Below are 15,026 nucleotides of genomic sequence, written 5' to 3'. Positions count from 1 at the left end.
CGCGAGCGGGGACAGCACTACAGATGCAAAACTGAGATGCTCCCATCAAAAATCGATCGCCCGCGACACCAAACTTGCCACCACCGCCACCAACTCAGCAGGATCGAGAGGCTTGGGTAGGTGAATTTGAAAACCCTGTCGCAGCGCCCGCACCCGTTCCTCCAGCCTACCGTAAGCTGTGAAAGCCACCGCCGGAATTTCCCTGTCCCCCATTTGCTCTCGCACTTGCGGCAGCAGAGCCTCTCCTTCAGCGGTTTGTATGCCGAGATCGATCGCCAACACATCCGGATTCAGCCTAGAAATCGCTTCCAAGGCTTCCATTCCCGAGACAGCAGTCTCCACCTCAGCTCCGCAATCTTCGAGCACTGTACGCGCAAAATCCAAGGAATCCCCGTCGCCATCAACCACCAACACCCGCACTCCCGAAAGGTTGCTGCTAACAAAAGACGGATCTATAGGGGATCTGGCCGGGGTTTCTCGAACCACAAACTCCCCAGCCCCGGTAACAGAAAATCCGCTGTCGCCCTCTTGCTGTTTAATTGGCAATCTCACGAAAAAGCTCGCTCCTTGTCCTTGGCCAGCCGATTCTACTTGCACTGTTCCCCCGTGCATTTCCACAAAATGGCGCACGAGAGCCAAACCTAGACCCAATCCGTTGTACGATCGCGTTGTAGAGGTATCAGCTTGGCTGAAACGCTCAAAAACGTGCGGCAAAAACTCTCCTGGAATCCCTTGTCCCGTGTCGCTGACTTCAATTTCCACACTAGGCGGTGACAAATTTTCACAACAGGCGGATTGTCCGGGCATACTCGTCCTCTCCACCTTGTGCAGCGCCACCCTCACCTGTCCTCCGTCAGGAGTAAACTTAATCGCATTCGACAGCAAATTCCACGCCACCTGCTGCAAGCGGCCGGAATCGCCAAACATCCGCCCCGCAGTTTGGTCGAAATCCGTCACAATTTCAATATTTTTTGCCCCAATCGCCGGAGCGAGAGTATCGATCGCACCTTCAACAGTCGAAATCAAATCTACCCACCGCAAATTCAGCGACAGTTGGCCAGTCATAATCTGCGACACGTCCAACAAATCCTCAATTAGCGTCCCCAGCGATCGCGTATTGCGGTCGATCGTTTCCAGAGCCTTAACAGTCGTTTTTTCATCAAACTTGCGGTGGCGCAGCAGTTGCGCCCATCCCAGCATCGCATTCAACGGCGTCCGCAATTCGTGGGACAAAGTTCCCAGAAACTCATCTTTAATCCGGTTCGCCCGCGCCAATTCCTCAGCTCGATCGTGCAGTTCTTTTTCCAACTCCTTGCGAACCGTCAAATCGAGAATAAAAGCCACTGATTCTTGCCGCTTTTCCCCCAACAAAATATACCCCACCAACACCGGAATCCGGCTGCCATCGGGCCGAATGTATTCCTTTTCGTAGGGACTACAAACGCCCTCGGCCTTTGCCTCTGCGATGCCGATTTCGTCCAGCGGTAGGTACTCCGGCGGTGTAATGTCAATCCAGCGGAGTTCCCCGCGCTGCAACTGTTCCCGCGTGTAGCCAACGAGGCGCAAAAATTCGTCGTTAGCCTCACTGATACCGCCGTCAACATCGCCGAAGAGAATTCCGATCAAGTTAGATTCTGCCAACATTCTCAGCTTTTCTTGACTAGCTTTGAGTGCTGCTTCTGATTGCTTGCGATCGCTCACATCTTGGATGTAAGCCGAGCAACCAGAATCGGAAGGATAAAAACGCACTTTCAACCACTTATTCCATAACGGCACGAATTCTTCATATTCGACTGTTACCTTGTCTGCTAATGCTTTGGTGGCGATTTTGTAAGACGGTAAATCCACGGCCCAGGGATATATTTCCCAAATATTTTTCCCGATCAGTTCTGCTTGTAAGTTGCCAAAAATCTCTTGACCTTTGTGGTTAATATAGGTGAATTTCCAGTTTGAATCGAAGGCGACAAAAGCGTCGGTAATGCTTTCGAGAATGTTAGTAATTCGAGCGTTTGCCGATAGTAGCGCTTGAGCTGTTTGTTCTGCTTGTTTGCGAGCTGCTTGTTCCCGGGACAAAGCCATAACACGTTCTTGTTCTGCCTGTTGGCGATCGCTAATATCGATGCAAGAACCGATGTAACCGGCAAAAGTGCGATCGGGTCTGTACAGGGGTACCCCTGTACTCACAACCCAGCGGTACTCCCCGTCATAGCGCCTCAAGCGGTACTCGATCCGGTACTCGCTGCGGGCGTCGAAGGCTCTCCGGTAAACATCCATATATTTTGGCAAGTCGTCAGGATGCAAGCTTTCCATCCAACCGATGCCGATTTCTTGCGCCAAAGTTTTACCGGTAAACTCCAACCAAACTTTGTTAAAGTAATCGCCAAGTCGATCGATATCCGACATCCAAATCATCACCGGCGCGGTATCTGCCATCATCCGAAACCTGGCTTCGCTTTCTTGGCGCTGTGCTTGAGCTGCTTTGCGATCGAGCCGTTCTTTAACTTCCCGCAGGGCCCGCTCGATCGACGGCACCAACCGCGTCAAACGCCGTTTGAGAACATAGTCTGTAGCCCCGCTTTTCAAAGTCTCAATTGCCACTTCCTCACCCAAAGTAGCCGACACAAAAATAAACGGCACTCCCGGACAAGTAGCGCGGGCCATTTCCAGCGCTGCTATCCCGTTAAAACAAGGCAGCATATAGTCTGCCAAAATAATATCAACACAGTGTTTTTCCAGCGCTACGGCAAAATCTTCCCGAGTTTCCACGCACAGCAAAGAAAAGTCTAGACCGCCATCCATGAGATATGCCTCAATCAGCTCGGCATCTAGGGGACTGTCCTCTACCAAGAGGATATTGAGCGTTTTCACAAAAATTCCTTAATATATTTTACAGAAAAATGCAATCAAAAATCCTTGAATACTTCCATTATTTACCTAATTTCCATCGCCATTCTAAAGAAAAGATAAAAAAATGCTCAGCTTACTGCTGGAACCTCTGCGCCAGGAAAGCGACTGCATCCTGAGTTCCGATCGCAAAACAACTATCTTTCTGAGTTCTGAACACAGAAGAACCCGATTTCTACCCAAAATCTGTGATACCTGTTTAAAAAAACAATGCAACTTTAGCCAAGCTGCAAACCCATACAGAATAAGTCATGACCCATCTCAAATCTCAAATTTCAAATCCTTTGAGCGATCGACCTTAACCCAGAAACCGGGTTTTTGACCCACCTAAGGCCCGCACTGTTTTATAGCAACTGCCTGAAACATACTCATCTATCCCAAGATAGATCTTTGCAAACTCGCTTTAATTCATAAACTCAGTTTCTTCAAAAAATTGTTTTTTGACCACAACAGACAATTTAAATGCGTTCGTTTTGGATGCACAAAAACTCGGTTTCTACGCAACCTACTGAATTACATATCACCTTAGCAAGGAATGTATTCCCTGTCAATAATTGTCCACAAAAAAAACAATTTGAAGCCAATACGCTTAACTTAAGAACAATCCGACTGGCAAATAATGCCTGTATTGCCTAGAAAATCGCGAAGTGAAATTCGTCAAAAATCGTTAAGTTAACCGTATTGAATTAGACGCTAAGCCAGCGACACAATACTAGCTCGTTCGTAAGGCAATTTGTTGGTCGGCAAAACCTCGATACTAATTTCCAGCGAATCCAAAGCCGGATTTTGTGCTAGCAGCTTTTCGGTCAAATTCTTATTCAAAATCTCCCATAAATCCGTTTCATTTGGATAATCAACCAAAAAATTGTCTATGCTTTTGTAAATCGGCACAAAGTCGGGATATTCAGCCTGCGTAATTCCTGGCTTGTACTGATACTTGACATCAATGTTCAGGTTATTCAAACCCTGGTGAGCGATCGAATAATTAGGAATCTTGAAATCCCAGGCTTCCCCTAATTTACCATTTGTAGTGCGACTAACGGTACTGCTGCGATCGTAAGGCAATTGGTTCGTCGGCAAAACATTCAAATCAACAGTCACCGAAGAAATTGCTGGATTTTCGGCAAGCACTTTTTCCGTCAAATTTTTGTTAACAATTTCCCAAAAATCAGTTTCGTTAGGATAGTTAACTAAAAAATCATCAACGCTCTTGTAAATCGGCACATAATCGGGATACTGATAATTTTGAATGCCCTCTTTGTACTGATAATTTACAGCAAAATTTAGGTTGTTTAACCCTTGATGGTTAATTGGGTAATTTGCCGCTGTAAAATTCCACTTCTCGGTCAGCTTACCATCGGAAGGAAAGAAAGCAATTCCTATCGGACGCTGTAACTTGCTGTCGGGAGGGACAAAAATAGAACTGTTACTCGACAAAGGATTGCTCGATATTGGCAGCGGTTCCCCAGTTTTGCCATTGTACCGCAAAACTGCACCAACATTGTTAGCATTGGCGCGGTTGTCAAAGCCAACTGCAAACAAATTGCCGATCGGCGAAAATGCCAAACCACCTACATAATTGCTACTGGGGGAAGTATCAGTATAATTGGTAGATAAAACCTTGACCAAATTCCCACTTTTTAAATTGTAGCGCCTGATATCGTTAGCAAAATCGCTCACGTAAAGGTCGCCGTCAGCGGGCCCGATTGCCATGCCCAAAAGACTCACAAATCCCTGACTCCGAGGCGAAGGATCGGGGGAAGCAAAGATACTTGACTGCCCAGTTTGCGGGTTGTAAAGCAGCACCTGGCTGGCGAAACCTGCACTAAAATCAGCTTTGCCATCACGAGCAACACTCCCCTGCGTTGTCACGTACAAATTGCCGTCAGGAGCAAACAGTAAATTGTTCGGCCCATTCAATCCTCCCGCTTGCTGTTTGCCCGTTGCAAATACATCTATAAATTGTCCTGTTTTGCCGTTGTATCTAAGAATTTGATCGGTCAAAAAACTGCTGACATAAAAATTACCGTCGGCACCAAAAGCTAAACCGTAAGGACGAGATAATCCGCCAGTTTCATCAGCAGTAGTGTTCGGATTGTCGCCGACAAACTTATCAATAAATCTGCCACTAACTCCGTCATATCGCAATACGGCAGATGCTGTCGGCTGTCCGGAATTCCCTGGCTTGTCACCGCTGGCAATGTAAATGTCCGGCTTACCGTCGCCGTTGCCATCTGGGCCAAAAAGAATTGTATCTGGACTAGACAAACCGCCGCTGCCCGCTGGGATAAATTCGCTTAGAAGATTGCCCGTACTGCCGTCAAACCGCAGTACATTATTGCCTCTGGTATTGCCAACTAGGAAAGTTCCTTGAGGATTGCTTGGTTGAGTGCGAGTAACTTTGCTGGTGCGGTTATAGGGTAATGTTTGGCTTGGCAAAACGTTCAAGTCGATCTTAATTGCTGCCAAGCTAGAATTTTCGTTGAGGATATTTTGAGTTAATTTTTTGTTGACAATTTCCCAGAAATCTGTCTCATTGGGATACTTGCTTAAAAAGTTATCAATGCTCTTGAGAATTGACAGGGAATCGGGATATTCGTTTGGGGGAATCCCCGGTTTGTACTGGTAATCAACATCGAGATTGAGCTTGTTCAATCCTTGGTGATTAATTGCGTAGTTTTTCAAGGAAAAGTTGCCATTTTCTTTTGGTTGACCGGCACGACTGCGGAAAACTGTAGTTGCTCGTTCGTAGGGCAATCTGTTCGTTGGCAAAACTTCGAGTTGGATGGTAACATCGGTCAGTGCCGGATTTTCGTCTAGCACTTTTTGACTGAGATTTTTGTTGATATTTTCCCAGGTGTCCGTTTCGTTGGGATAGTTAACTAGGAAGTTATCAATACTTTTGTAGATTGGCACAAAATCGGGATATTCATTTTTGGTGATTCCGGGTTTTAAGCCGTAACCAATTTTGATATTGAGGGTGTTTAAACCTTGGTGGTCGATGGTATAATCTGGGAAATTGAAAGCCCATTTTTCTGAAGGTAATAGCGCAGCAGTTCGGGATTGCGATCGCTCTGGAACTATACCAGTATCACCGATAGCAAAATCCATGCCTGTAAGTTCGTCTCTGTGAAGTGGAGTGGAGATATCGGTCTGGGATGTTAGACTGCGATCGACTTTAAGATTGTCGTCTGGTGAGTGCGGGAGCCGGAAGTCGGTGATTTGGTCAAAAAGGTCGTTAGCGAAGCCCTCGTAGAGGATCGCACTACCAGTCGCACCGGCAACCAAATCGGATGTTTGAGTTAAATCGGATCTGGTATCAAATAAAACATTAGTATCCCCGATCGCAATTTGGGTCGATCGATTTAGGCGATCCTCTACGAGGGCTTCGCTAACGAACTTACTGCCAAATAAGTCTGGTATTTCTGCTGAAACACCCGCAATATTTCCCTGAAGAGGTTTTGCTTCAAACAGTCCGGCTGTATTCAACATAAGCTATTATTGGCGAGATTCCCGCGATCGCAGATAAATTTGACTATATTTTACGGTTTTTCAAAGAATAGTCAACCAGTTTGAGATTTGAGATTGGAGATTTACTCGCAGAATTGAATTTGGGATTATGAACTTTGGTGTAATTTTTTTGACCTTCCAATCAGGAGTCTACGTGGCACGGCATCCATTTTTTAGGGGAGTCAAATAGTTTAAGAAGTAGCTGGCATTTGAGAAACATTTAATCTAAAGTCTCTCACCTTTCTCGATCGCAGTTCTGTCAAGTTCTCAAAAAATAGATTGTCCGATGGGAGTGGGCGCGATCGCGGTACGATCGCCACTGGCATTGTTCTAGCCCGCCTCATCCTAAAAATTTATCAATTGTGGAAGCAGCCCAAAAGCCCTCTACAGGAAACACCCCGACTCCGGCCACCTCAACACAGCGATCTGATTGGTTGATTCCGAGCTAAAATGTCTTAAAATATACAATAGGGTGAGCTGTTGCACAGCCCGCATATATTAAAATCAGGCGCTTTGCCTGCAATAATTCTTTAAAATATAGATACAGCACCGCCGATCCCTAACTCTTCCGCGCTCGGCAAGCGTAGGGTTTGGCAGCAGAGAAGACGATCCAAAATGGTCAATTCCAGTAAAGCCCGTGCAGTTGCTTTATTCTCAGGTTTATCAGGTGATTGCAACCAGTTACGAGGAGATTTGAACCGCCGTGCTCCAACGCATCAAACAAGACTTAAAAAATGACCTGATCGCAGGTCTGCTGGTAGTGATACCTTTAGCTACCACCATCTGGCTGACAATTACCGTCGCCAGTTGGGTAATCAATTTTCTTACCAAAATTCCCAAGCAGATTAATCCTTTTGACGGACTCCACCCGATTTTGGTCAACCTGCTAAATCTGTTAGTAGGGCTGGCTGTACCCCTGCTGAGCATTTTAGTCATTGGTTTGATGGCCCGCAACATCTTCGGGAAGTGGCTGCTAGACTTTGGCGAACGCCTGTTACAGGCAATTCCCCTAGCGGGTTCGGTTTACAAAACCTTGAAACAACTGCTGGGAACTATCCTCAAATCTAATGATAAATTTCGCCGGGTGGTGTTGGTAGAGTATCCCCGGCGGGGAATCTGGACTTTGGCATTTGTGACCGGTACGATCGAGAGTAACGACATTCCGTCTCATTTGTCCGGCGAAAGCCCGATCGGCATTTTCATCCCCACCACTCCCAACCCCACCACCGGATGGTACGCTATAGTCCCGGAAGCAGATGTCGTTAATTTGTCAATGTCGATCGAAGATGCCTTTAAAGTGGTGATCTCCGGCGGCATCGTCAACCCCAGCAACTCAGTTGCGGTCACCGCCGACAACCCCCCCGGCAAAACACTCGAACCCTTGCTATCCGAATCAAGATACCAGCCTGTACCAGTCGAAGAAGATTAGACAAGGCTGTAAAAGTCCTTTTAATCTTTTAATCAAATTTTCGGACGGGCTAGAAGCCCATCCCACAAAACAAAAAAATTGTGGGATGGGCTTCTAGCCCGTCCGAATTATTTTTGCAACTCACGTATATTGAACCAACTGGAAGCGCAGAAAGCCTACACTCAGAAACCGGGTTTCTCTGATACATCTTGGGTTTCAAAGCGAAGTATCTCCTAAGAAACTCGATGGGGAGAGGGGGAGAGGGGGGAGAGGGGGAGAAAGAGTTTCTTTCATCCATAACGGGTGGGCAGCCTCCGTGGGACGCTCCTAAGAAACCGGGTTTCTAGCCAGTAAATTTTCCCAATAATAATTGATCCTAGGTATCTAAAACCTGCCCAGAAACAATCGTTACTGAGGGCAGGTTTTTTTGGGAGTTTTTCTGCTAAAGTCCAAGTCTATGCTCTGAACCAGCGCTTAGCAATCTCAACAATTCTGAAATTCCTAAACTCCCAATTTCTATCTAAAAAATATGAAAAAAGCACGCGAAACCTCACGCGAACTCGCACTCCTCGGCATCAGCCAACTGCCGACTAATCCAGAACTCTTAGAAGCCAAGAAACTGCAAGATGTTCTCCTCGCAGCCATCCGCACTCTGACGACAGAAGTTCAAGAATCCCTAGAAGCAGCAGCTTCGGAAGTACAGCGGGGTAGCGACAAACTCCTGGCTAGCGAAATCCGCGCCGCTGATATACAAAGTGCTAGAGCGATGGTGCGCGAAGCACTCGAACTCACCCAAACCGCCATCAACCGTCTCGGTTCATCGATGGAGTTTCCAGAACTGCTTCAGCTTGCCAACCAGCAAGATGTCCGCACCTATGCTTTGCAAATCCTGACCAAAGTCAGCGCCAACCGCGTTCAAATTGACGAATTGCTCTCGGAAGCCCTGGTAGACTGGCAAATCGATCGCCTGCCCAGGATCGATCGAGATATCATGAGAATCGCGATCGCCGAAATCCTCTATCTCGGCTTACCCGAACAAGTCAGCGTCAACGAAGCCGTCCAACTGGCAAAACGCTACAGCGGCGACGAAGGACATCGGTTCATCAACGGAGTCCTCCGCCGAGTCGTCGATAAAATCAATGCAGAAGTTGTAAGTCAGTAGTCAGTAGTCATTGGTCATTGGTCATTGGTCATTGGTCATTGGTCATTGGTCATTGGTCATTGGTCAGTAGTCAGTAGTCATTGGTCATTGGTCATTGGTCATTGGTCATTGGTCATTGGTCATTGGTCATTGGTTATTGGTCATTGGTTATTGGCAATCCGCAATCCGCAATCCGCTCTACACTAAGGACTGATGGCTAAATGACTAATAACTATTCTCTATTCCCCATTTACTTCTATGGTATTTAATTGGTTTCGTCGCCAGTACAGCGAAAGCGGATCTTCTGAACCAGAAACTCCCCCCGAACAGCCCCAAGATGAGGCGGCAAAATCCGCATCGGTTGAGCCTCAAACAGATGCAGCAGTTGAGGAAACTTCCCCCGCTGTAGCTGAGGATTATCTCAATTGGGCCAAAGCTGCTTACAAAAATATTCAAAAACAGCAAAAACCTGAAACAGAAGTTGCCCAGACAGCATCGGCGGAAGTTCCAGCAGCCGAAACAGAAGTTGCAGAAGTTGCAGAAGCCGCACCAACTGTTGCAGAAGTTTCAGAAATTGCACCACCACCGCAGAATGAAAGTACCGATGGTCAAGAACCAGATGCAGCCATCCCAGTAGAGATTCCCGAACCTCTGCCACCATCATCCGAGTCGATCGCGCCTCAACCTGTTACTCAAAAATTAGAAGTTACAGCAGAAAATATAGCAATTGCCCAACCTGCAACTGAGCTTGCAGACACAGAATCGATCGCATCTGAGGACTCTACAGCCGAAGCCCTGCCGTTTTGGGCCCGAGCTGGGGCCGATCGCATGGATCGCATCGAACGCCTCAAGGAAACCGCCCTTGAGGAACCAGAAGTCATCGCCAACGCCGCCGAAAGAGCCGCAATAATCGAAGAAATTCCCGGTTTTGCCTTTGACGAAGGCTTCCTCTGGTCATCTGAAATCCTAGCCAGTCAAGGGCGCCGGCCAGATCAAGTATCCGTCGAGGAAATCAGTTGGCTGCAAAAACTGCGGAAAGGTTTGGAAAGAACTCGCCGCAGCTTAATTAATCGACTAAAGGCGATCGTCGGTCAAGGCCCGCTCAATCAAGACGCGGTAGCCGAAATTGAGACTTTGCTCCTACAAGCCGATGTCGGAGTCGCCGCCACCGACATCATTATCAACCGCCTCCAAGAAAGACTCAAACAAGAAGTCTTGCCGCCAGAACAGGCTCTAGCCTTTCTCAAAAGCATCCTGCGCGACATTCTCGACGCTCCGACAGCCGAAACCGCCGCCGGCAATCCCGCCTACAGCCTGACATTTGCCCCAGAAAAAGACACCTTCAACATCTGGTTAATTGTAGGAGTCAACGGTGCGGGCAAAACTACGACGATCGGCAAACTAGCCCACATCGCCCAAAAATCCGGCTACAAAACCCTGATTGCCGCTGCCGACACTTTCCGCGCCGCCGCCGTCGAACAAGTCAAAGTTTGGGGTTCCCGCAGCGGCGTGGAAATTATTGCCAATCCAGGGAAAAATACCGATCCGGCTGCTGTCGTGTTTGATGCGATCGCCGCCGCCAGCGCCCGAGGCACAGAATTGTTGATCGTAGACACCGCAGGCCGCCTGCAAAACAAAAAAAATCTGATGGACGAATTAAGTAAAATCCGTCGCATTGTAGACAAAAAAGCCCCAGGCGCTACCGTAGAATCTCTACTGGTCTTGGATGCCACCCTAGGTCAAAATGGTTTGCGACAGGCAGAAGTTTTCGCAGAATCGGCAAAATTAAGCGGAGTAGTATTGACAAAACTTGACGGTTCTGCTAAAGGTGGTGTTGCCCTAGCAGTAGTGCAGCAGCTAGGTCTGCCAATCCGGTTTATTGGAGTGGGGGAAAGCATCGAAGATTTGCGCCCGTTTTCTAGTTACGAATTTGTCGAAGCCCTACTCGATTTTAGATTTTAGATTTTAGATTTTAGATTGATGAGGTATCTCTAGCCGTCCCGATTTTTGGAGGCGGACACAGATATTCAAAATCTCAAATTATTAACCTCAAACTACCATCGCAGGACTTGTGCCGATCGCCACCTGACGGTCTGTGGAAAACTAAATATCTAGAAACAATACCTTAAAACCTTCTGTTATTGCTTGCTTGCGATCGACGAAGCGCCATCAATTGGTGTCAACTTAAGGTCTCAGGTAGTAACGTTTTACTCTCTGAGGCTTAGGCCCGCCGATCGGCCTGGCGCCCCCTTAAAAAGCAGTGTGGTTTTATTGTCATCAGATAAATTAGGTACGTAGTTGGGATGCGAGCCCTCTTTATCTATACGCCTAAAGAGGGCTCGCATCCCAACTACATACCTTGATTAAGTAGTTTCAGAAGGGCTCAAAGTCTCCCTTATTAAGGGGGATTTAGACTCAGCTATAAACGAGATTTCTTGAGGATTTCAGGCTTAAATTCACACCAATGACCTACTGCCCAAACTACTTGCTCCAAAAACAACCGGATTTCTGTTCGTGTGGTGCGTAATTCCTCACTCAATCAATCTCCTTTTAAGATCGAAAATCACCAATCTAAAATGACTGCTGTGCCCTTGCCTCGCCCCTCACCTCAACCTGCTGACCGCCCTACGGGTCGCAATTCCACCGACGCGACGCCAGTATTTGCCCTCAAAGAACTGGTGGCGCGCTTGCACCGATACCAGCACAACGTTCAAGATATGTTGGGCTCGCTGGGATTTGCCCTGCGTAGTTTTAACAATCTCAACCAATTTTTGGAGTTGGTGCCTCTGGTGGCAACTCGCGTTACCGACGCCGACGGGGGAGCTCTGGTGCTCTTCAAACCCAACGGTCAAGTTCGGTTCCAGCAGTTGCACTGTCAGGAAGGACGGCAGTGCCAAGATATGCGGAAAGCGCTGGAAATAGCCACCAGGCAAGCTACAGCAGGTGCGGGCGCGGCTGGTGAATCTTTTTCTCAAACCTCTGGGCAAACTTCTAGTCTTGACTTGCAAGTCGGCCGTTATTTGGGCCCGGATGTTCATTTGTTTGGGGCGCCAATTTTAGTCAAGAATTTGGAACGCGGACGGCTGTTTGTTTTTAGCAGTGACCCACAATATGTTTGGACTCCGGGCCGACAGAAATTAGTTCGGTTGGTGGCGGATCAAACCGCCGTGGCAATCTGCAAAGACGAACTGACGGTGAAGTTGGCCGAAAAAGAACGCCTGGACAGAGAGTTAGAAATTGGGGCGGAAATTCAATTGCGGCTGCAACCCCGCAGTTGTCCCACAATTCCCGGTCTTGATGTGGCCGCGCGCTGCCAAACTGCTAGCAGAGTCGGCGGTGATTATTATGATTTTATTCCCGCTGACTATGACCCGATCGGCAAGGAAAATGAGGGGGAACACCCCCCATCCCTGATTAAAAATCTCAAGTCCAAAATCGACAAGGGTCGCTGGAGCATCGTCATTGGCGATGTGATGGGCAAAGGGGTACCGGCTGGCCTGTTGATGACGATGACGCGGGGTATGCTGCGGGCGGAGGTTTTGAACCGCCATTCGCCTGCGAGAATTTTGCAACATTTAAACCGGGTAATGCACGCGGATTTGGAGAATTCTCACCGTTTTGTGACTCTGTTTTATTCGGAGTACGATCCGAAAACTCGCATTCTGTCTTACAGTAATGCTGCTCACCACCCGCCTTTGCTGTGGCAAGCTGCAACTAATTCGATTGTTCGGCTCGATACTTTGGAGGGAATGTTGATTGGCCTGGATGCTGATTCGCACTACCAAGAAGCCCACGTGCAATTGCAGCCTGGTGATACTATTATTTATTACACAGACGGATTTACTGATGCTGCTAATCAAAGGGGCGATCGCTTTGATGAGGATAACTTGACCGCGGCTTTTCAGTGGGCTTGTCAAAATTATCAGCAGTCTGAGGAAATTCTGGATTATTTGTTCGATCGCGTTCACCAGTTTATCGGCATCGGCAACCGCAATGAAGATGACATGACACTGGTTGTACTTAGGGTAACACCGACCACAGGAGAAAATCACCATGATAGTTAATTTAATGCCGGAAATTATTACTGGATTTACCAGCTCGATTCATTGGCATGACGCCGTTCATTTGTTAGTTGTGAAATCTCATTTGAGTTCGCCTGTGATATTGGGTCAAAGCTACGAGATTTTTACTAATTTCCAGAAAGCTTGGAACAATTTTGTTTCGACTGGTCAGATAGGAGCTTTTTTTATAGGTATTTTCATTGGCTGGTTCATTAAAGGGATTATTCCTTAGAGTTATTCTCTAAGAGGTCGTCAGGAAGGGATTTCAAAGGTTCGCCGTCAGGACTTCAGTCCTTTCTGATGCAGCAGCATAATTTTAATAATTTTGTAGTCTAGAATTCAGTTTTTTAGTGTCAATACAGGTATACAAAGTTTGTAGTAATTACCTTAGTCCTTTCTTGCCGAATTTGGGACGAAGGACTTGCCTTATTTACTGCGAACCGGAGGACTCAAATCCTGAGTGCGAACCGAAGGACTAAAGTCCTTACTACGAAACAGTTTTTAGAGAGTTCTGCAAGAGAGATATAATTTAGTTTTACATTCAGCAATGACCACACAACCGAAAACTTGGAGTCAAAGATTTGAGTCGGCGCTGCACCCAGCGATCGCCCGATTCAATGCTAGTATTGGCTTCGATATAGAACTGATTGAGTATGACTTGACCGGTTCTATCGCTCATGCTAAGATGCTCGCCAAAACTGGGATTATTTCCGCATCAGAAGGCGAACAGCTAGTCAATGGTTTGGAACAAATCCGCCGCGAATACCGCCAAGGTCTTTTTGTGCCGGGAGTTGATGCAGAAGACGTTCACTTTGCTGTAGAAAAGCGCCTGACGGATATCGTCGGGGATGCGGGCAAAAAGCTGCACACGGCCCGATCGCGCAATGACCAAGCCGGCACCGATACTCGTTTGTATTTGCGCGATCGCATCGCAGAAATTCGCGAGCAATTGCGGGAATTTCAAGGGGTTTTGCTCGAAATTGCAGAACTCAACGTCGAAACTTTAATCCCCGGTTACACGCACTTACAGCGCGCTCAGCCAATCAGTTTGGCTCATTACTTGTTAGCTTATTTTGAAATGTCCGATCGCGATTGGGAACGCCTTGGCGATGTCTTGAAGCGGGTGAATATTTCGCCTTTGGGTTGCGGCGCGCTGGCGGGGACGACTTTCCCGATCGACCGACACTATAGCGCAGAACTCTTGGAGTTTGACCAGGTTTATGCTAATAGTTTAGATGGAGTGAGCGATCGAGATTTTGCGATCGAATTTCTCGCAGCCGCCAGCTTAATTATGGTACACCTGAGCCGCTTGTCAGAAGAAATGATTTTGTGGTCTTCTCACGAATTTGGATTTATTACGCTCAAAGATAGCTGCGCTACGGGCTCTAGCATCATGCCCCAGAAAAAAAATCCCGACGTGCCGGAGTTGGTGCGGGGCAAGGCGGGGCGGGTTTTCGGTCATTTGCAAGCCTTGCTTGTAGTAGTGAAGGGATTGCCTTTGGCCTACAACAAAGATTTGCAAGAAGATAAAGAAGCTTTGTTTGATACCGTCAAAACTGTACAAGGTTGCTTGGAAGCAATGACGATTTTGCTGCGGGAAGGAATCGCGTTTAACACCAATCGCCTTGCCAGTGCCGTTACAGAAGACTTTTCTAACGCTACAGACGTAGCAGATTATTTGGCTGCTAAGGGCGTTCCCTTCCGGGAATCTTACAACCTTGTGGGCAAAGTTGTGAAAACTTGTCTGTCGGGGGGCAAACTCCTCAAAGATTTGACACTTGAGGAGTGGAAAGACTTGCACCCAGCTTTTGATACAGACATTTATAGCGCGATCGCACCGACTCAAGTGGTCGCTGCTCGCAATAGTTACGGTGGCACCGGATTTGAACAAGTGAGAAAATCACTGATTGCTGCGCGCGATCGGATCGCCTAAACTATCCTCGTTGAATTCTTAGGCAAATTCAGAATGGCTATCTCTCCTTAGAACGATCGTGTTTTGCAC

9 protein-coding genes are annotated in these 15,026 nt (G+C 47.4%); 7 read left to right on the top strand and 2 right to left on the bottom strand.

Translation table 11 applies throughout. The annotated features are described in order from the left end of the window. Nucleotides 1–45: 45 nt before the first annotated feature. Nucleotides 46–2,868 carry a PAS domain S-box protein gene (locus JGK20_RS11980; RefSeq protein WP_293174945.1) on the bottom strand — a complete coding sequence of 941 codons (2,823 nt, stop codon included), beginning with the start codon at nt 2,866–2,868 and terminating at the stop codon, nt 46–48. A gap of 729 nt (nt 2,869–3,597) precedes the next feature. Beyond that, nucleotides 3,598–6,396 carry an NHL repeat-containing protein gene (locus JGK20_RS11975; protein WP_293230557.1) on the bottom strand — a complete coding sequence of 933 codons (2,799 nt, stop codon included), beginning with the start codon at nt 6,394–6,396 and terminating at the stop codon, nt 3,598–3,600. Between the two features lie 297 nt (nt 6,397–6,693). Between JGK20_RS11975 and JGK20_RS11970 the strand changes: the two genes are divergently transcribed. The 7 genes from JGK20_RS11970 (at nt 6,694) to argH (ending at nt 14,957) form a co-directional block, all read left to right on the top strand. Beyond that, nucleotides 6,694–6,852 (top strand): hypothetical protein, encoded by a 159-nt coding sequence (locus tag JGK20_RS11970; RefSeq protein ID WP_293230554.1) that lies wholly within the window; start codon nt 6,694–6,696, stop codon nt 6,850–6,852. A 265-nt stretch (nt 6,853–7,117) separates the two neighbouring features. Further along, a complete protein-coding gene (locus JGK20_RS11965) occupies nt 7,118–7,843 on the top strand; it encodes a DUF502 domain-containing protein (protein ID WP_293155504.1) in 726 nt (241 codons plus the stop codon). Between the two features lie 508 nt (nt 7,844–8,351). Further along, nucleotides 8,352–8,984 (top strand): transcription antitermination factor NusB, encoded by a 633-nt coding sequence (nusB, locus tag JGK20_RS11960; RefSeq protein ID WP_293174954.1) that lies wholly within the window; start codon nt 8,352–8,354, stop codon nt 8,982–8,984. Between the two features lie 237 nt (nt 8,985–9,221). Then, a complete protein-coding gene (ftsY, locus tag JGK20_RS11955) occupies nt 9,222–10,925 on the top strand; it encodes a signal recognition particle-docking protein FtsY (RefSeq protein ID WP_293230551.1) in 1,704 nt (567 codons plus the stop codon). Between the two features lie 614 nt (nt 10,926–11,539). Next, nucleotides 11,540–13,027 (top strand): PP2C family protein-serine/threonine phosphatase, encoded by a 1,488-nt coding sequence (locus JGK20_RS11950; RefSeq protein ID WP_293174960.1) that lies wholly within the window; start codon nt 11,540–11,542, stop codon nt 13,025–13,027. After that, entirely contained in the window at nt 13,017–13,256 is a 240-nt protein-coding gene (locus JGK20_RS11945) for a hypothetical protein (RefSeq protein WP_293174963.1), read from the top strand. The genes JGK20_RS11950 and JGK20_RS11945 overlap by 11 nt, the downstream gene beginning before the upstream one ends. Nucleotides 13,257–13,571: 315 nt before the next feature. Then, nucleotides 13,572–14,957 carry an argininosuccinate lyase gene (argH, locus tag JGK20_RS11940; protein WP_293174966.1) on the top strand — a complete coding sequence of 462 codons (1,386 nt, stop codon included), beginning with the start codon at nt 13,572–13,574 and terminating at the stop codon, nt 14,955–14,957. Nucleotides 14,958–15,026 lie beyond the last annotated feature (69 nt).

The sequence above is a fragment of the Microcoleus sp. PH2017_05_CCC_O_A genome (genome assembly GCF_020738785.1).
GTDB lineage: Bacteria > Cyanobacteriota > Cyanobacteriia > Cyanobacteriales > Microcoleaceae > Microcoleus.
This window is presented reverse-complemented; position numbering and strand designations above follow the sequence as displayed.

Excerpts from the sequence above, each read along its gene's own strand:
- JGK20_RS11950 (WP_293174960.1), top strand. The coding sequence starts at position 11,540 with ATGACTGCTGTGCCCTTGCCTCGCCCCTCACCTCAACCTGCTGACCGC.
- JGK20_RS11975 (WP_293230557.1), bottom strand. The coding sequence starts at position 6,396 with ATGTTGAATACAGCCGGACTGTTTGAAGCAAAACCTCTTCAGGGAAAT.
- argH (WP_293174966.1), top strand. The coding sequence starts at position 13,572 with ATGACCACACAACCGAAAACTTGGAGTCAAAGATTTGAGTCGGCGCTG.
- JGK20_RS11945 (WP_293174963.1), top strand. The coding sequence starts at position 13,017 with ATGATAGTTAATTTAATGCCGGAAATTATTACTGGATTTACCAGCTCG.
- ftsY (WP_293230551.1), top strand. The coding sequence starts at position 9,222 with ATGGTATTTAATTGGTTTCGTCGCCAGTACAGCGAAAGCGGATCTTCT.
- nusB (WP_293174954.1), top strand. The coding sequence starts at position 8,352 with ATGAAAAAAGCACGCGAAACCTCACGCGAACTCGCACTCCTCGGCATC.